The 17,499-nt window shown below is 43.4% G+C and carries 16 protein-coding genes; 3 read left to right on the top strand and 13 right to left on the bottom strand.

The window, feature by feature from the left end; translation table 11 throughout:
- Nucleotides 1–3: 3 nt before the first annotated feature.
- The gene (gene purT, locus L3V27_RS10165; protein ID WP_237311778.1) at nucleotides 4–1,179 is read left to right on the top strand and encodes a formate-dependent phosphoribosylglycinamide formyltransferase; all 1,176 of its coding nucleotides are present in this window, start codon (nucleotides 4–6) and stop codon (nucleotides 1,177–1,179) included.
- Between the two features lie 73 nt (nucleotides 1,180–1,252).
- On the opposite strand, the gene L3V27_RS10170 is transcribed toward purT, so the two are convergent.
- Entirely contained in the window at nucleotides 1,253–1,903 is a 651-nt protein-coding gene (locus L3V27_RS10170; protein WP_237311780.1) for a thiopurine S-methyltransferase, read from the bottom strand.
- Between the two features lie 316 nt (nucleotides 1,904–2,219).
- On the opposite strand from L3V27_RS10170, the gene L3V27_RS10175 reads away from it, so the two are divergent.
- Nucleotides 2,220–2,999 (top strand): RelA/SpoT domain-containing protein, encoded by a 780-nt coding sequence (locus L3V27_RS10175; protein ID WP_237311782.1) that lies wholly within the window; start codon nucleotides 2,220–2,222, stop codon nucleotides 2,997–2,999.
- Nucleotides 3,000–3,122: 123 nt separating this feature from the next.
- Here the strand turns inward: L3V27_RS10175 and ihfA are convergent, their stop codons facing one another.
- Entirely contained in the window at nucleotides 3,123–3,419 is a 297-nt protein-coding gene (ihfA, locus tag L3V27_RS10180; RefSeq protein WP_005377899.1) for an integration host factor subunit alpha, read from the bottom strand.
- 533 nt (nucleotides 3,420–3,952) lie between these two features.
- Here ihfA and L3V27_RS10185 point away from each other — a divergent pair.
- Nucleotides 3,953–4,834: an AEC family transporter gene (locus tag L3V27_RS10185; protein WP_237311784.1), complete on the top strand. Its 882-nt coding sequence runs from the start codon at nucleotides 3,953–3,955 to the stop codon at nucleotides 4,832–4,834.
- Nucleotides 4,835–5,051: 217 nt separating this feature from the next.
- Here L3V27_RS10185 and pheT read toward each other — a convergent pair whose 3' ends face one another.
- The 11 genes from pheT to infC all read right to left on the bottom strand — a co-directional run bounded on the left by pheT (nucleotide 5,052) and on the right by infC (nucleotide 17,496).
- Nucleotides 5,052–7,457: a phenylalanine--tRNA ligase subunit beta gene (gene pheT, locus L3V27_RS10190; protein ID WP_237311785.1), complete on the bottom strand. Its 2,406-nt coding sequence runs from the start codon at nucleotides 7,455–7,457 to the stop codon at nucleotides 5,052–5,054.
- An 18-nt stretch (nucleotides 7,458–7,475) separates the two neighbouring features.
- Entirely contained in the window at nucleotides 7,476–8,459 is a 984-nt protein-coding gene (pheS, locus tag L3V27_RS10195; RefSeq protein WP_005385470.1) for a phenylalanine--tRNA ligase subunit alpha, read from the bottom strand.
- A gap of 191 nt (nucleotides 8,460–8,650) precedes the next feature.
- On the bottom strand, nucleotides 8,651–9,826 hold the full coding sequence (locus L3V27_RS10200; protein ID WP_237311787.1) for a hypothetical protein: 1,176 nt from the start codon (nucleotides 9,824–9,826) through the stop codon (nucleotides 8,651–8,653).
- 10 nt (nucleotides 9,827–9,836) lie between these two features.
- Nucleotides 9,837–10,628, bottom strand: a complete 792-nt coding sequence (locus tag L3V27_RS10205) for an outer membrane lipoprotein-sorting protein (RefSeq protein WP_237311788.1) — start codon at nucleotides 10,626–10,628, stop codon at nucleotides 9,837–9,839.
- An 18-nt stretch (nucleotides 10,629–10,646) separates the two neighbouring features.
- The gene (locus L3V27_RS10210; protein ID WP_237311789.1) at nucleotides 10,647–13,025 is read right to left on the bottom strand and encodes an MMPL family transporter; all 2,379 of its coding nucleotides are present in this window, start codon (nucleotides 13,023–13,025) and stop codon (nucleotides 10,647–10,649) included.
- A gap of 248 nt (nucleotides 13,026–13,273) precedes the next feature.
- On the bottom strand, nucleotides 13,274–14,062 hold the full coding sequence (locus L3V27_RS10215; RefSeq protein WP_237311790.1) for a TetR/AcrR family transcriptional regulator: 789 nt from the start codon (nucleotides 14,060–14,062) through the stop codon (nucleotides 13,274–13,276).
- Between the two features lie 489 nt (nucleotides 14,063–14,551).
- Entirely contained in the window at nucleotides 14,552–15,361 is an 810-nt protein-coding gene (locus tag L3V27_RS10220) for a helix-turn-helix domain-containing protein (RefSeq protein WP_006741660.1), read from the bottom strand.
- Between the two features lie 366 nt (nucleotides 15,362–15,727).
- Entirely contained in the window at nucleotides 15,728–16,045 is a 318-nt protein-coding gene (locus L3V27_RS10225; protein WP_005377919.1) for a heavy metal-binding domain-containing protein, read from the bottom strand.
- A gap of 189 nt (nucleotides 16,046–16,234) precedes the next feature.
- On the bottom strand, nucleotides 16,235–16,588 hold the full coding sequence (gene rplT, locus L3V27_RS10230) for a 50S ribosomal protein L20 (RefSeq protein WP_004727974.1): 354 nt from the start codon (nucleotides 16,586–16,588) through the stop codon (nucleotides 16,235–16,237).
- Nucleotides 16,589–16,628: 40 nt separating this feature from the next.
- Nucleotides 16,629–16,823, bottom strand: coding sequence for a 50S ribosomal protein L35 (rpmI, locus tag L3V27_RS10235; protein WP_005377932.1), 195 nt, complete (start codon nucleotides 16,821–16,823; stop codon nucleotides 16,629–16,631).
- A gap of 121 nt (nucleotides 16,824–16,944) precedes the next feature.
- Nucleotides 16,945–17,496, bottom strand: a complete 552-nt coding sequence (gene infC, locus L3V27_RS10240; RefSeq protein WP_074191168.1) for a translation initiation factor IF-3 — start codon at nucleotides 17,494–17,496, stop codon at nucleotides 16,945–16,947.
- Nucleotides 17,497–17,499: the final 3 nt, after the last annotated feature.

Consider the following 17,499-nt stretch of genomic DNA (forward strand, 5'->3'; position numbering starts at 1 on the left):
ACTATGTTTGGCACTGCAACCAGCGCAAATGCTACCCGTGTATTACTTTTAGGCTCTGGCGAACTCGGTAAAGAAGTCGCAATTGAATGTCAGAGACTTGGTTTAGAAGTGATTGCTTGTGATCGCTATGCTAATGCTCCAGCGATGCAAGTTGCTCACCGTAGTTACGTCATCGATATGTTAGATGGAAGCGCCTTAGAAGAAGTTATTACGAAGGAACAACCTACTTACGTCGTACCTGAAATCGAAGCTATCGCAACCGACAAACTGGTAGAACTTGAAGAAAAAGGGCTGAATGTTGTTCCAACCGCTAAGGCAACCAAGCTAACAATGAATCGTGAAGGTATCCGACGTTTGGCTGCAGAAGAGCTAGAACTGACGACATCACCTTATCATTTTGCAGATACTTTTGAAGACTTCAAAGCCGCGGTTGAGCATGTAGGCATCCCGTGCGTAGTAAAGCCAGTTATGAGTTCTTCAGGTAAAGGGCAAAGTGTCATCAAGACCGAAGACGACGTAGCAAAAGCATGGGATTACGCACAGGAAGGCGGACGTACGGGTGCAGGTCGCGTGATCGTGGAAGGTTTTATCGACTTCGATTACGAAATCACTTTATTGACCGTAAGGGCCGTTGACGGTGTTCACTTCTGTGCTCCAATTGGCCATCGTCAGGAAGATGGCGACTACCGCGAATCATGGCAACCGCAAGCCATGTCAGAAAACGCAGTAAAAGCAGCAGAATACACGGCAGAGAAAGTAGTCAACGCACTCGGTGGCTACGGCATCTTTGGTGTAGAGTTATTTGTTAAAGGCGATAAGGTCATTTTCAATGAGGTCTCTCCTCGCCCACACGATACAGGCATGGTCACAATGATTTCGCAGGAAATGTCTGAGTTTGCTCTCCACGTACGTGCATTTACCGGAATGCCGATTAATAATATCGTACAATATGGTCCATCTGCTTCAGCCGTTATTCTTGGGCAAGGGACTTCCACAAACATTCGCTTTGACAACCTAACCAAAGCCTTAGATCAACGTCAAACGCAAGTTCGTCTATTCGGCAAGCCAGAAATCGATGGTCGCCGTCGTTTAGGTGTTGCCCTTACGCGACGAAAAACCACCGAAGAAGCCGTTCAAGATGCTGTTGAAAGTGCTTCAAAAGTGAATATCACATATTAAACGAGCTCCGCTCCTACAAAAAACAGCGCAGCTCAAATTGCTGCGCTATTTCGTTTTACAAGCCGAAAAAAAACTATTTACTCTCGATTAGGTACACTTCTTCAGAGAAGCGACTTAAGCCTTTTTTCGCAATTTTAGGATGGTTTTCATCAGCTTCATCTACGTTCAAACAGGTAACTTTGTAACCTGAAAATAACTGCTCAATCTCTTCGACTGGCACGCTAAATGGAGGCCCCGCCATCTCTTCTTGAGGATAGTTGAGTGTAACAAGCAAAATACGACCGCCTGGATTCAAAAGTTGCTTGAGACGCTCTACATACTCCTCTCGCACATCTTGCGGTAAAGCAACCAACGCGGCGCGATCATAAATGATATCGGCTTGAGATACTGGTGCAGTGAAAAAGTCCCCAGTATAAATAGAGAGCTCATCAAATTGATAAAGCTCGTGCATACCATTAACAGGCGTCACGGTTGGCGTATAAAAATGTTCAGCAAAAAAGGCACGAACAGCGATATGGCTCAGCTCAACACCTTCAACTGAATCATGCTTCATCGCCAACCAAATCAAGTCTTCTGACTTTCCACACAAAGGCACTAACACTTTGTCTTCACGCTTTGGGTTTGTGTGTTGCCAATATGCAGGTAATAGCGGGTTTACATCTTCCAAGTGAAATCCGATTTGATTACTGGCCCATTTATTATGCCAAAACTCTTGGTCTCTCATTTTACTTTCTACTTGTCGGCTGATTTTCATTTTGAGAAGTAAGACTAACGATTTTTTTCAATTTGTCTATGCCGTTCATCTTTGGTTAATACAGCGGTGATAGGATGTAAACGTTCTTATAGGAACCACGCCTTTATCTGATAAACAGAATAAAGAAAAGAGAAATGGTGATCTAACGCACGATTCCACTTCAAGACAAAACTGAAACCTTGGAATCTTTCGTAATGACCCCATTAATAAGTTAGTACCTGATTTGCCGAACTTAGCGACCTTTATGTTCCCTATTTTCTAAGTACAAGCAAGTTAAGGAGAGTGAATGAGCTTATTTCTTCGTACTACAGCATTGATGCTTTTGGTACTTAGCCGTGCACCGGCATTTGCCGCACTTCCAATTACCCCAGCGCCGAGTGGCGATCAAAATCGTTCAACAAGTCAAAACGAAGTTTGTTCGAAACTCTTTAAACATAGCCTTAGCGGCTTGTATGGTATTCAGTCAATCGACGCAACTCCAATTCAGCCATACACTGACTTCGACATTCTTTACAGCAAAGCTCACCAAGCACAATTTGAGCTTGAAACTATCTGTAAAAGTACCGCACTTCTTAATGATGCTCAGCCATGCTTCGCAGGCGTAAAGTCCAAACAACGAGCAGAAGAAAAAATAGCTTTGGAGTTAGATGGAAAAGTCGAACGCATTACTGACCTAGCCCGTGCCACGATTGTTGCTGAAGACGTCGCGAGCTTAGTCTCCATTTATGAAACCTTAGAGCGTGAAACAACAATTGTTAAAGTAAAAAATCGCTTCAAAAAACCTGGTCCTTCAGGCTATAGAGACTTGAACTTACTCGTTCGTTTACCAAAGACAAATCTAGTTGCCGAAGTTCAACTGCACTTAAAAGCCATCGCAGATGTGAAAAGCGGTCCTGAACACGACCTATACGAAAAAATCCAGAAACTAGAACGCCAAGCGATGATGGAGAAACGCGAACTAAGCGAACTAGAACTCGCTTCTATTCGCAACATGCGTGCACAGTCTAAAAACTTGTACCAACAAGCATGGCAACCATACTTAACAACGCACCTAGAAGCAGCGTAATCCATATCATTAAGATATACTCAAAAACAGAAAAACCACCGCATTGCGGTGGTTTTCGTTTATATGCGACACAAGTTTTACGCAAAAAAAAGACCACGCCTTAGCGTGATCCATTTATTCGGCTTACTGTACTTTCTTCAGGTTTTCTACACGAGCTTTTAACTTCTGACCCGGGCGAAAAGTCACTACACGTCGAGCAGTAATTGGAATATCTTCACCGGTTTTCGGGTTACGACCAGGTCGTTCATTCTTGTCACGAAGATCAAAGTTACCAAAACCTGACAGTTTTACCTGTTCGCCACTTTCCAGTGCCTTACGAATCTCTTCAAAGAACACTTCCACCGTTTCCTTGGCGTCCCGCTTACTAAATCCTAATTTATCAAACAGGTTTTCTGCCAGTTCGGCTTTTGTGAGCGCCATAAAACTTTCCTCAAAGCTATGTTAAACAATGCTACGTTAGTGTAGCGCCAGAGCAGTTTTACCCTACCAATTCAACAACATATCGGGGTTACATCAGGAAGTGTATGACAAGCTTATGATTTTCGCCAACTTTTTTCTTGGCGAACAAAAGGAATAGCACTATGTAAATTATTGTTAAACGCCAACATTTTGATATTTTTGTTTTTGTTTTATCTTTAATAGGAAAAACATCCAGCTGATAAAACTAAAAGTAGTTTAAATATCAACATTAATCACTATTTAATAAAAATATCAGAGATTGGTTATTTAACAGACACTTGACATAGAACTTGTCGTAAATTCAGTGATTTGTATGTAACTCGATACGTAACAATTGAACTAAATGGTATGACCACCTGGCTTTGCAACTGTGCTTAGAAAGCTTGATTAAACCCACGCTTCTCACTGTTCAGCGATGACGCAATATATAAAGGTTGATAATGTGGTTCTTCGTGTATCTCCACATTAGCTCCTTACACTTCATCTAGGCGACCATGATTAATCAAATCATAAATATTCTTTTCCCTGTTTTTGCTCTTGTCGGCGTCGGCTATTTGGTAGGTCGTTACATCAAGCCTGACTTTCGTCCAATCAACCGCATTAACATTGAGGTTTTCACACCTGCGCTGGTGTTTTCTTCGCTCGTTAGCATGCCGTTAGACTCGAATCAGGGACCACTCCTTTTTGCAGCAATTGTCGCGGTTTTGGTTCCCGCACTACTCATGATCCCTGTATGTCGATTGACGTCACTGTCGTTTAAAACTTGGGCACCACCACATATGTTTCGCAATAGCGGAAACCTTGCTATTCCTTTGTTTACCTATACGTTTGGAGAAATTGCGCTATCCCCAGCAGTACTGCTATTTGTCGTGTCAGCATGCTTGCACATTAGTTTAGGTGTAATGCTACTTAGTCATGGCAACCCTTTTAAGCAAATAGTCAAGATGCCAATCTTTTTAGCTGCGTCGTTGGCTCTGTTTCTCAACGTGTCAAATGTGGGTGTATGGGCACCTTTATACGAAGCGACTGCTCTACTTGGCCAAGCGGCAGTACCCGTGATGCTTTTATCCCTGGGGGCGCAAATGCGTCATTTAAGAGTGGACGGTTTAAAGGTTGGTGTATTGTGTACCGTGCAGTCGCTTGCAACTGGGGCGGTTGCATTTGCACTTATTTATTGGTTAATTCCCCTTCCAACGATGCAATTGCAAATGATGGTACTCTTCACAATGCTGCCACCAGCCGTCATGAATTACCTATTTGCGGAAAGGCTGAATATAGAGCCCATGAAAGTGGCGTCAATGGTACTATTTGGCAACTTTTTCAGTATTCTTACGCTCCCACTTCTGCTTAGCTATACCCTCTCACTCGCCGCCTAGCCGCCAATAAGCTAGCGTTAGCGTCTGTTGGCTGAAAAACGATATATGCCAAGTCTCGATTAAGCGTTACCTCGAGTTTGGTCCAGATTTTTGAGGTTGTTGGAGGTGACGTAAACGGCCTAGTACGTGAATCACAATAAGATAATGCTCAACATAAAAAAACCCTGCCGATTTGACAGGGTTTTTAGTTTCTTAAGAGAGATAGTTCGTCTAACGCTTAGTCACGTAGAGACGCACCAAACTTCTCAGAAACGTGAGCAACGATAGCGTCAACCGCACCAGCTATATCTGCATCTTCAAGCGTACGCTCAACTGACTGTAGAGTCAGAGCGATTGCTAGGCTCTTCTTACCTTCTTCAACGCCTTTACCTACGTAAACGTCGAACAGCTTCGCATCTTTAAGGAACTCGCCACCTTGCTCTAAACAAGCATTAACGATGTCACCAGATGCTACCGCTTCGTCCACAACTACAGCGATATCACGACGGTTTGATGGGAATTTAGAAAGCTGAACCGCTTCTGGGATCACTTTACTGTTGATTGCAGACCATTCGATTTCGAATACGATAGTACGACCGTTTAGACCGAACTTACGCTCAAGCTCAGGGTGAACGGTACCGATCACGCCCACTTCTTTGCCATCTACGATGATTGCCGCAGATTGACCTGGGTGAAGTACTGGGTTAGCTTTTTTGCTTTCAGGTGACAGTGCAGCGAAAGAGTACGCTTTTTCGTTAGCAGACAGTTCTAGAACTGCTTCTAGGTCGCCTTTAAGGTCGAAGAAATCAACAGTGTTAGTTTCGATATCCCAGTGCTCTTCACCACGAGTACCAGCAATAACACCTGCAAGCATAGGCTCTTGGCGCATGCCGTTTTCTGCAGATTCACATGGGATGAAACGTAGGCCGTATTCGAATAGACGAACGCGTGGCTGTTGACGTTTCTGGTTGTGAACAACCGTGTTCAACAGCCCTTGGATAAGACCAAGACGCATTGCTGACATGTCTGCTGAAATTGGGTTTGGAAGCACTAGAGGCTCAACACCAGGTACAACTAGCTTTTGTTGCTCAGGCTCAACGAAGCTGTATGTGATTGCTTCGTGGTAACCACGGTCAACAAGAAGATCACGAACGCGTTTCAGTGGAAGATCCGCTTCAACGTGGTTGTGCATCTTAAGTGCTGCGGCTGGGTGTTGGTTAGGAATGTTGTCGTAACCGTAGATACGGCCAACTTCTTCAATCAGGTCTTGTTCGATAGCGATATCGAAACGCCATGTTGGCGCTACTGCCACCCAACCTTCTTCTGAAGCTTCAACAGTCAAACCTAGGCGCTCTAGGATTTCTACTACGTCAGCATCAGCGATGTGGTGACCTAGTAGGTTGTCTAGCTTAGTACGACGTAGAGCAACTTTGTTTGGCTTAGGTAGGTCTGCTTCAGACTCTACTGCAATAACAGGTGCTACTTCACCACCACAGATCTCAACTAGAAGCTGAGTTGCACGCTCCATTGCGCTCACTTGTAGTGCGTAATCCACACCACGCTCGAAACGCATTGAAGAATCAGTGTGCAGACCGTAGTTACGAGCGCGGCCACGGATGTGGTCAGGTGCAAAGAATGCACACTCTAGTAGAACGTCTTTAGTCTCAGTTGTTACACCAGACTCTTCACCACCAAAGATACCTGCGATTGCAAGTGCTTTGTTGTGGTCAGCAACTACTAGTGTATCTGCGTTTAGTTCTGCTTCGCTGCCATCAAGAAGTGTTAGCTTCTCACCTTGCTCAGCCATACGAACTACGATGCCACCTTCGATCTTCGATAGATCGAATGCGTGCATTGGTTGACCTTGCTCTAGAAGCACGTAGTTAGTGATGTCTACTACAGGGTCGATCGAGCGAATACCACAACGACGCAGTTTCTCTTGCATCCATAGTGGTGTTTCAGCTTGAACGTTTACGTTCTTAACTACACGACCTAGGTAACGTGGACACGCTGCTGGCGCTTTCACTTCAATAGACACTTTATCGTCGATTGAAGGCGCAACTGCTTCTACTGATGGCTCAGTCACGTCAGCACGGTTTAGTACGCCAACTTCACGAGCTAAACCACGGATGCTGAAACAGTCAGCGCGGTTTGCTGTTAGATCTACGTCTACCGTTACGTCATCTAGACCTAGGAATTCACGGAAATCAGTACCGATTACTGCGTCTTCTGCTAGTTCCATGATGCCGTCTGACTCAACATCAATGCCTAGTTCAGTGAACGAACAAAGCATGCCGTGAGATGGCTGGCCACGTAGTTTCGCTTTTTTGATTTTGAAATCGCCTGGAAGAACAGCACCAACTGTTGCTACCGCTACTTTCAGACCTTGGCGACAGTTAGGTGCGCCACAAACGATGTCTAGAAGCTCTTCTTCACCCACGTCAACTTTAGTAACGCGAAGTTTGTCTGCGTCTGGGTGTTGACCACATTCAACAACGTGACCCACTTTAACGCCAGTGAAAGAACCCGCTACAGGAAGAACGTCGTCTACCTCTAGGCCGGCCATTGTAATTTGATGAGTGAGTTCGTCAGTAGTAACCGCTGGGTTTACCCACTCACGAAGCCATGATTCGCTGAATTTCATGTTGATGAACCCTCTGGATTACTTGAACTGTTTTAGGAAACGAAGATCGTTTTCGAAGAACGCACGTAGATCGTTCACGCCGTAACGAAGCATCGTTAGACGCTCAACACCCATACCGAATGCGAAACCAGAGTATTTTTCAGGATCGATGCCTACGCTACGTAGTACGTTCGGGTGAACCATACCGCAGCCTAGAACTTCTAACCATTTACCGTTTTTGCCTTTCACGTCTACTTCAGCTGAAGGTTCAGTGAATGGGAAGTAAGATGGACGGAAACGTACTTCTACTTCTTCTTCGAAGAAGTTACATAGGAAATCGTGCAGGATGCCTTTCAACTGTGCAAAGTTTACGTTCTCATCAACCAGCATACCTTCCACTTGGTGGAACATTGGGGTATGAGTTTGGTCGTAGTCGTTACGGTATACACGGCCCGGTGCGATGAAACGGAATGGTGGTTTACCATTTTCCATCGTACGGATCTGTACGCCTGACGTATGAGTACGAAGCATCAAATCTGGATTGAAGAAGAAAGTATCGTGGTCAGTACGCGCTGGGTGATCAGCGGCAATATTTAGCGCATCAAAGTTGTGGAATGCATCTTCGATCTCTGGGCCAGCTTCGGTGTTAAAACCAAGTTCGCCAAAGAACTTCTCAATACGCTCTACAGTACGAGTTACTGGGTGTAAACCACCGTTTTCAATACGACGACCTGGTAATGTCACGTCAATTGTTTCAGCGGCTAGTTTCGCTTCAAGCTCTGCACGTTGTAGCGCGTCTTTACGAGCTGCGATAGCTTGCTGAACGACGCCTTTCGCTTTGTTGATCTCTTGACCAGCTTCACGGCGTTCTTCTGGTGGTAGTTTGCCTAGGCTTTGAAGTTGAGCAGTTAGCTCACCTTTTTTACCCAGATACTGAACACGCACTTCATCAAGTGCGACTAGCGATTCGGCAGCTTCAATTGCAGTGCTCGCGCTAGCAATGATCTCTTCTAGATGTTGCATCGTTTCCTCATCTACCTGTTGGTAGTGTCCATAAGGGAGTGATTGGTTTTTTGATAGCTGTACATAGTAGCCAAACCAGGCACCAATGCCAAATTGAATTACGAAAAGAAGAGGTTATTGAATAAAAAGAGCACAAAAACGTCAAAAATGTCATCTTTCATTAATCTGACGTTAAGTTGTGCCCTTTTGTTTTAGAAATAGTATTGAATAGATAGCTCGATAAAATCGTCATCTCGGGCGAAATAGAGCAAATCGTTTGGCGTTTCATTTTTGAACAACCAAGCATCAATTTGCCACTTAAAGTTATTCGATATTCGGCTCGAGGCTTCTAACTTGGCATTGTAAACATCGGCGTTATCTAAATCCTTTGTGATTCCCGTCAATAATTCCGTTCCGTCCTCGTCGTTGAGCGCCCAACGAATGCCTGCAAACACATCATTTTGACCGATAGTTTGTGCATTATTCCCACGACTGTCATAGAGGTATTCACCAATCACACCCACATCCCAAACCGTGTCAAATGCGCCAACGAAGGTGTACTCAAATCCCGTCACAAGGCCAACATGATTATCAGCACTATCTCGATAAACACTTTCGAGTTTCCATAACCAATCGCCAACGATTCCTTGTACATCGAGACCGACATGACTCATCAGAGCGTAGTAAGGCTTTAATTCCCCGTACTCAAAACGAAAGTAAGGATCCCGGTTTGTTCCATATAAATAGCTCAGGCCTACGTCCCAATCGCCAAGCATTTTCGAATATCGAAAAGCCACATCTACCTGCTTTTCTTCTCTGCTTGATTCATAGATAGCATCATCTGAGACAACAGGTTCGGTTCGTAAACGACCGTCAGTACCCGCAAACGTTCGTTCCCTAAAGTAAGGTAATAACATTGCATGGACGGTGCCCCAGTCTTTGAATGAGGTGAAATGCAACATTGGCTGACCGAGTTTATCTTCACCATCGACGGCTTCAATGGCGTCTGTCTGGTTTACTACATCAACCAAATGGGCGGATTCCGTCACTCCCCAAAAGACCTTACTAATCCCAACTCGAAGCTCATAATCATCCCAATAAGTCAGATAAAGCGCCTCTCTTATGTCTCCGTGACTTCGCTCATCGTCTAGACTATCCAAACGATAGAAAGGTGTGAGGGTAAAGCTCGCATCACCATTTTGCATCTCCCAGTAAAATTCTGGCTGCAAAACCAATGACGTTTGCGCTTTGCTCTGACCCTGAGAGCCAGAATCAAAAAACTGACGATGCTCAATATTGACTTGTCCTGCAAGCTCAACGGCGGCAAGAGGTATCGAGTAAAGAGAGGTTGCTGCGCTAAGCAACAACCCAACATTTGATCGGTTCATTTCTCCTCCACTACCTCACTCGTTTTAACACATTCTTATGAAAATCATTGTCTTCGAGCCCAGTGTTAAAGCGCATTTCACTTGTTGTTAGCTCAGTGCTTTTTCCTGTTTGATGATTTGTCATCGCCATAGTGTGCGCTCGCCAATATTGGTTGAGGTACTGCTTGTAATCGGAAAAAGAAAGCGTTTTTAACAACGACCCTTTGCGATCGTAAAACTCAACTTTCAGTGGGCGGTAATGCGCTTTATCTAACCACACCGTTTGCTTGGTATAACCTGAGTTCTTATCGGTCGGAATTTGCTCTACGACGAAAACATCTTGCCCGTTTATGCTGTCATCTTTTAGGTAGTTGAAACGGTATTTTTCAATCTCAAAGGAACTGAGATCCTCATACGCAAATTCACTGCCCATGAAAGGGCCTGATTTGTTACGCGAGGAAATACGTTTCACACGCTTCAGTGCTGGAAGGTAAAGCCACTGGTCATCGGCACCCACTGTATGAGAGTGGTTGAGAAACGCGGTGCCTTTCACATCTCTTGGCTCATCAAATATTGTGAGTCCTTTGTCACCATCGTCCTCAACTTCGAGTGATTGGAGGCGCATTAAACGTGTGCTGCTTTCTCCTTGTGCGTTCCGCAGAATCATTTTCATGGTAGCAACAGAATCCCCCCACCCTTCATCACGGGCTTTGCGCTCTTGAGCAATTTCTAATCCTTTCGCTTCATCCGCTAACACCGCATGACTCATAAAAAGCGAGACAGAAATTGCAGATACTTTTAAGGCATTTTTTAGTAAATTCATGTTCAATCCTTTGATTCGTTATGACTGAGTAACAGCCTTGGTTTGAGAGTCAGTTGATTTAAGCTTGTTTCGGCGGCCCACCTCGTCGTAGACGCCTTTGTCAAACAACATCAGTAGAGTCGGTAGAAAGATGAAATCCACAACAAGAGCAATGAAGATAACAATGGCACTCAACTGTCCCATATCGGCATTTAAGCGGAAGCTCGACATCGCCAGAACGGAGAAACCAGCAACAAGCACGACAGTCGTAATCCAAAGCGCGCGCCCCACGGTGCGAAAAGCGTAACGAACCGCTTGTTCCGCGCTATGGCCATCTTTACGAGCGTGTTGGTATTTAGAGAGAAAATGAACGGCATCATCAACCACAACGCCAAGCGTCAACGTCACGACAACAGACAACCCCAAATTAATTTCACCAGAAACCAACGCCCAAATACCAAAACCAATAAGCGCAGGGGCGATATTCGGGACCAGGCTGATTAAACCGAGCTTGAACGAGCGTAAGGCAAAGATCAGTAATGCCGAAATTAAGACCAAAGTGATAGGCAAGGTTGACAGCATGCTAGCCATATTCGTTTCGCCAATATGCGCAAACATCAGTGATGGACTAGAAGCAACAACATCATACTGAGGCGCGTTTTCGTTAAACCATTGGTAAATACGATTTTCCAAATCAACAAGCTCGACGCTGCCCAAGTTCTCCACGGTGAGAACCATCTTGATTGACGACTTATCAACATTGATTTGGTTGTTCAAATCTAAACCATACGGTAGTGACATTTCATAAAGCAGCAGATATTGAGCCGCTAATTCTCTGTCTTGAGGAAGCGAGTAATAAGTCTGATCATCTCCATGCATGTTCTTGTTTAGGCGCTTATAAACATCGCTCAAGGTCGCAACATGGTCCGTTTCTGGCTGTAACCTTAGCCAGTCAGTAAATTTACCCACGGTATTGAGAAAATTAGGATCCGCAATACCCTGCGATTCGTTAGTTTTTATCGCGATACTGATGTTCGCCATGCCACTGATTCGCTCTTCCATAAAATCAGCCGCTCGACGAAATTCATTGCTATGACCAAAATATTCGACGGATTCATCGTTGACTTTGTTCAGCGGAATCAAACTCGCACTCGCGACAATGACAAGCACCGACAACGGCAATAACGCATGTCGCTTTGACACCACGAAATCCCCTAAGTGATCCATAAAGTGCTTTCTTTCATCAGCAGTGTCTGACTTCACCCTAACAGGAAGGATATGAAGTAACGCCGGAAGTAATGTGATGGAAAGGAAACAAGCAATCATGACGCCAAGGGCTGATAGGTTGCCGAAATCTCTCAGGATTGGAGAATCCGACATATTCATCATTAAAAAGCCGATCGCGGTGGTAATGGAGGTAATCAGGATGGGCATGAAATTGAGCGCAATACTTCGTTCAATAGAATGGGCTTTACTAAAGCCGTTTTGCATAGACTGACGCATCGTCGCTATAATGTGTACACAGTCGGCGACGGCAAGCGTCATCACCAAGGTAGGCACATTAACTGTCGCCGTGCTTAAGAACATACCAGCCCATCCTGATAATCCCATTGTCACCATAACTGAGCCGATAATAACGATGAGTGTCGCGATGACGCTAAGCAATGAGCGCAACATGAGAGTCAGGAAAACCAATATCACTAGTAGCATGGTCGGCACTAGCGTCGCGCTGTCATCTTGAGCTGCGGTCATAAACGCGTAGTTCATTGCAATAATACCGGCTTTGTGGAACTCAGTATCCGGGTACACTTGCTGATAACGCTCAATCATTCCGTTTATGTAGGCAACCACTTCTTGTACTTCAGCGGTTTTATCGACCTCAGGGAGTTGGACCGTAATATTCACGACCGTGACATCCCCTTTTTCGGAAATCAGTGAACTTTTCAAAACCGGCTCACTCAACGCAATACTTTTGACTTTCTCGATTCGCTGAGGCGTCAATTCATATTCGCTATACAGTAAATCTTCGACAAGAAGATCATCTTCAAACGCTTCGGTATGCTGGTAGTTAGCAAGGGAATCAACACGGGTGGAGTATGGGACTTGCCACGCCTCGTCAGTGATCTGCTGAATAAGAGATAAGGTGTTCGGAGTAAAAACAGTGCCATTTTTTGGCGCTATGACCAAAGCAAGACTGTCAGATTTTGCAAAGGTAGTCTGAATTTCATCAAACGCAAGTAACTGCTCATTTGTTCCATCAAAAAAGATGTCGTAATCCCCTCTAAAGTAAAGATTTTTTCCTCCAATAGTTGCTATAACAATCAATAAAACGGTAGCAAGCACAACCAACACACTGTAATTCGTTGGTAGCTTGACCCAGCTCATTCGGGCTTGTTGTTGAACGTTGTGATGTGGCATCACACTCTCCTTTTGTGACGTTTCGTCAAATTTAAAAACTAAAAAAAAACAGCGAATGCTGTGATAACCAGATAACTTCAACATATAAAAATCAGATCGAATTTATTTGGTTATATAAGTTAGTTTTTGAGTAACTTCCTATACTTCTCGAGATCGGTAACTTGAGTACCAATTTCTAATTTTTTGACGATTCGTCACAATGGTGTAATAAAAAAGCCAACTAAAATATTAGATGGCCTCTATAACGATTAGCGATTCACAGACTCTAAATAAGCAAGCTCTTCGCTGAACAATTCCTGTTCCACTCGACGCCACGTTTTACGGTAATCCCACTCTTTCGATAAAGGTGACCACCCTAAACCATCAAGTAACATATTCGCGTTATGCAGTACTGAGAATGGATCTTGAATTCGCTGAATACATCGACTGTTCGATGCATTTTGCGCTAGAGCGTTTGAACCGAAGGCAATAGACCAGTTAGCAAATACGATGGCATCAGAACCAATTGCGGGAGAGAACTTAAGGTCTCCACATTCCACCGCATTATTCACCAACGCATCAGCACCATCTATTACTTGTTCTTCTAAGTTGTTCAATTCATTCACACGCTTAGGCGAAGCTTTCTCTAGGACCCAAGGCGTCTTTGCAACAATCGCACAGGTTGATAGTACAGGCTCCATACGAGCGTAAATACGATAACCTACATGCATAGCAATGATTTTTTCTCTGGTATTGCCATTGAACTTAGCGGTACGTTCGAAAAATATTGCCTCGCTTCTCAGCGAGTGAATACAAAGCGCAAGAATCACATCTTCTTTGCTGCAAAAATGATTGTAGATCGTTCCCTTCGAGTAAGGGCTTGCCGCTGTGAGCTTGTCCATCGTTAAGTTGGCAAAGCCTTGCTCTTGAACCAGAGACTTAGCCAATTGAATAAGCTCTATTTCACGATCAGCAATCGCCTGTTGTTTTTTAGTTAGCCCTGAAGACGTACGACATCCGTCTTGCTTGCTATCTTTTTTACAGCGAAAGTTAAACATAATCCTTTGATCCGTATACCAACACACTCCCGATAATTGTAACACGATTCTTGAATACAGGAACGCCACTAAATTTGACGAACCGTCATAAATGACACTTCGTCATAATAGATCAAAAAACAAACATTGCAAGTATGAATTTATAGCTAACCGAAAAATAAGATTTAATTATATATAACCAAGTAACATCAAGATGCTTGGTTCAGCGAGAATGATTTGATTGTAAGGAAAATCTAGAGTGGAGTGCGAGGACATAACCCCAAAAATCAGCACCTTAAAAATTGGACAACGAGTGATATTGAAATGATGTGATTCAAAAAAGCCCAAAACACTTAAAGTTTGGATTCAAAACAGCAACTGATAGATGCTCTATTTACAAAGTGTGTTCTGTCTTGGGCTTTTCTTTTACTGCTTCCTTTCAATATTAGAGCTGAAAAACTCAATAACATGGTGAGAAAAGCGATTCTCTTTAAGTAAAAGACTGAATTTCTAAATCGAGAGGCTTGGTTTATCACCTGCAGATGCAATAGCATAACGAATATCGTCAATAAATCGCCCTTCTGTCTCGATAATTCCATCAGAGAATGTGACTGGTTGATGTGGCCCTGCAAGTAGAACAATATTTGTAAAATCAGAGACGTTGAAGTTCTCTGCCACAACATTTTTGGAATGAAAATCGATAACCGTTTTTGCGACTTGATCTTCCAATTGCAAAAGCTGCTCTTCGGTAATTTTCATGCGTGCCAAAGCCACACGAACGCATTTATCGTGGGTTGTTGTCTGTTCTTTTATGATTTCCGTATATTTATCATTGAGCTTGGAGTTTTCTGCATAGCTGTAATATAACGGCCCGTGCAACGTTATATTTTTATCTTCATCAACGTAAACAAGATCCAATAACTCCAAAGCTTTTAGGTAATCAGACATGCTCTGCTCAGACAAATCATACTTTTTCTTTAAAATGGAATATCCATCTTTGCCTCGCAGCATTCTCAATTCACGATAAAAATCGTAAAGATGGGGAAATTGAAAAAAAACTTCATCTTGCGTACGGCTAAAGTAATCCTCGTCTTCGCCTTGTAATTGATTCGCAAGCTTTTGTAGTTCATCTAACGTGCAATCAACAGCTCTACAATATTCAAGCAGTTTATCCAAAGCGAGATTTGTGCTTGTTAAGTGTCTCTTAAAAGTGGACAGCGGCATGCCCATTTTCTCAGATAGCTCTCGATATGTTAGCCCTTTTGTTTTAATCGCTTGGCGTAATGCGGCTAGCAAGTATTCGGGAGTCAGATCTCTCATCTACAATTCCTTTTGGCAATGTTACAGCTGTATAGTATTTGTAACAATTTAGAACCGCTTGGCAAGGTATAAGTTCATATTTTTATAAGAAAAATATGAATTAATATATCAAAATCAAAATTCACAAAATAAATGGAAAATTCAATATGAATTCAATTTCATTATGAATATAAAATGATACACAAAACAAAAGTGAAGCAATTACTCTAAATTATCGCAATTAATTTTAATAGTAACGTAGAGTTGAGAATATAAACCTATTTGCTCTGCAAAAATCTAGAATAATTAACCTAAAAGGAACAGAACGGTAAATGCATAATAATTCACCGCTCTCTGTTAGCATTTTTGCAATGCTATTCAAGTAGACTAGTCCGCCAGTTTCACTGCAGTACCAAATGCCAAAATTTCCGAAGAACCATCTACGATTGAGCTTGTGGTAAATCGAATCCCTACAATTGCATCGGCACCTTTAGATTCAGCGTCTGCTACCATGCGCTGTATAGCTATATCACGCGCGTCGGTCATCATTTCCGTGTAACCGCGAATTTCGCCGCCAACAATGCTTTTGATACCCGCCATGAGGTCACGACCGATGTGTTTTGATTGAACAACATTACCAGTTACAACCCCTCTTATTTCAGAGATCTGCTTGCCCGGAATGCTTTCTGTCGTTGTGTAGATCATTTTTAGTCCCTTATAAACGTAAAAATTTATACCCAAGCTACCTTATAACTAACATAAGATGCTAACCAATAAGTTGAGAAGACTGATAAACAATACTCTAAATAGCCAAGCTAAAAGTCATTTGGGTATATATTTTAGCAATAAAAAAGGAGAGCTAATGCTCTCCTTCTCTTAATCCTAAACTGCTAATTAAAGAGCAGCTTTCGCTTTTTCAACTAGAACTGCAAATGCAGCTTTGTCGAATACTGCGATGTCCGCAAGGATCTTACGGTCGATCTCGATAGATGCTTTCTTAAGACCGTTGATGAAACGGCTGTAAGATAGACCATTTTGACGAGATGCCGCATTGATACGTGCAATCCATAGTTGACGGAATTGACGTTTCTTAGCGCGACGGTCACGGTAAGCGTATTGACCAGCTTTAGTAACTGCTTGGAAAGCTACGCGGTAAACACGTGAACGCGCACCGTAGTAACCTTTAGCTTGTTTTAGAACTTTCTTATGACGTGCACGAGCTTGTACACCACGTTTTACGCGAGGCATTATGCTTCTCCTAAACTAAACGATTGATAACTAAAAAGAATTAAGCGTATGGCAACATACGGATTACTGCAGCCACTTCACATTTTGGAAGGATTGCATTCGGACGTAGTTGACGCTTGTTCTTAGTAGTACGCTTAGTCAGGATGTGACGTTTTGTAGCGTGCTTGTACTTAATACCACCAGCAGTTTTCTTAAAACGCTTAGCAGCACCTTTGTTGGTTTTCATCTTAGGCATGATGAATAACTCCGCATTGAGTAGGTTTAATAAACAACGTAATTAGGGCGAACAAAACCCAGCCGTTATGCCTTTATCGAAAGGAAAGCGGCTAGGTTTTAATTACTTGATGAGCCGTTAATTACTTCTTTTTAGGGGCTAGCACCATGATCATCTGGCGACCTTCAATCTTCTTAGGGAAAGATTCAACCACAGCAAGTTCTGCAGTATCTTCCTTAAGACGATTTAGAACGTCAACACCGATGTCTTGGTGTGCCATCTCTCGGCCACGGAAGCGAATTGTTACCTTCACTTTGTTGCCTTCTTCAAGGAAACGCGTCAGGTTGCGTAGTTTTACCTGATAGTCTCCAATATCAGTTCCAGGACGGAATTTTACTTCCTTGATCTGGACCTGCTTTTGCTTCTTCTTCTGCTCTTTAGCAGTTTTGCTCTTCTCGAAGAGGAACTTACCATAGTCCATCACACGACAAACAGGTGGCTCGGCGTTAGGACTGATCTCAACGAGATCCATACCAGCTTCTTCAGCAGCTGCAATGGCTTCTTGAATCGATACAACACCAACTGATTCACCGTCAGCGCCTGTTAGTCGAACTTCACGAATACCACGAATTTCACCGTTGATACGGTGCGGGTTTTGTTTTACCGGCTGTTGGCCACGTCTTCCGCCTTTAATAGC

Source organism: Vibrio sp. J2-3(2022), assembly GCF_021725735.1.
Taxonomy (GTDB): Bacteria; Pseudomonadota; Gammaproteobacteria; order Enterobacterales; family Vibrionaceae; genus Vibrio; species Vibrio diabolicus.

Excerpts from the sequence above, each read along its gene's own strand:
- purT (WP_237311778.1), top strand. The coding sequence starts at position 4 with ATGTTTGGCACTGCAACCAGCGCAAATGCTACCCGTGTATTACTTTTA.
- L3V27_RS10170 (WP_237311780.1), bottom strand. The coding sequence starts at position 1,903 with ATGAGAGACCAAGAGTTTTGGCATAATAAATGGGCCAGTAATCAAATC.
- L3V27_RS10175 (WP_237311782.1), top strand. The coding sequence starts at position 2,220 with ATGAGCTTATTTCTTCGTACTACAGCATTGATGCTTTTGGTACTTAGC.
- ihfA (WP_005377899.1), bottom strand. The coding sequence starts at position 3,419 with ATGGCGCTCACAAAAGCCGAACTGGCAGAAAACCTGTTTGATAAATTA.
- L3V27_RS10185 (WP_237311784.1), top strand. The coding sequence starts at position 3,953 with ATGATTAATCAAATCATAAATATTCTTTTCCCTGTTTTTGCTCTTGTC.
- pheT (WP_237311785.1), bottom strand. The coding sequence starts at position 7,457 with ATGAAATTCAGCGAATCATGGCTTCGTGAGTGGGTAAACCCAGCGGTT.
- pheS (WP_005385470.1), bottom strand. The coding sequence starts at position 8,459 with ATGCAACATCTAGAAGAGATCATTGCTAGCGCGAGCACTGCAATTGAA.
- L3V27_RS10200 (WP_237311787.1), bottom strand. The coding sequence starts at position 9,826 with ATGAACCGATCAAATGTTGGGTTGTTGCTTAGCGCAGCAACCTCTCTT.
- L3V27_RS10205 (WP_237311788.1), bottom strand. The coding sequence starts at position 10,628 with ATGAATTTACTAAAAAATGCCTTAAAAGTATCTGCAATTTCTGTCTCG.
- L3V27_RS10210 (WP_237311789.1), bottom strand. The coding sequence starts at position 13,025 with ATGCCACATCACAACGTTCAACAACAAGCCCGAATGAGCTGGGTCAAG.
- L3V27_RS10215 (WP_237311790.1), bottom strand. The coding sequence starts at position 14,062 with ATGTTTAACTTTCGCTGTAAAAAAGATAGCAAGCAAGACGGATGTCGT.
- L3V27_RS10220 (WP_006741660.1), bottom strand. The coding sequence starts at position 15,361 with ATGAGAGATCTGACTCCCGAATACTTGCTAGCCGCATTACGCCAAGCG.
- L3V27_RS10225 (WP_005377919.1), bottom strand. The coding sequence starts at position 16,045 with ATGATCTACACAACGACAGAAAGCATTCCGGGCAAGCAGATCTCTGAA.
- rplT (WP_004727974.1), bottom strand. The coding sequence starts at position 16,588 with ATGCCTCGCGTAAAACGTGGTGTACAAGCTCGTGCACGTCATAAGAAA.
- rpmI (WP_005377932.1), bottom strand. The coding sequence starts at position 16,823 with ATGCCTAAGATGAAAACCAACAAAGGTGCTGCTAAGCGTTTTAAGAAA.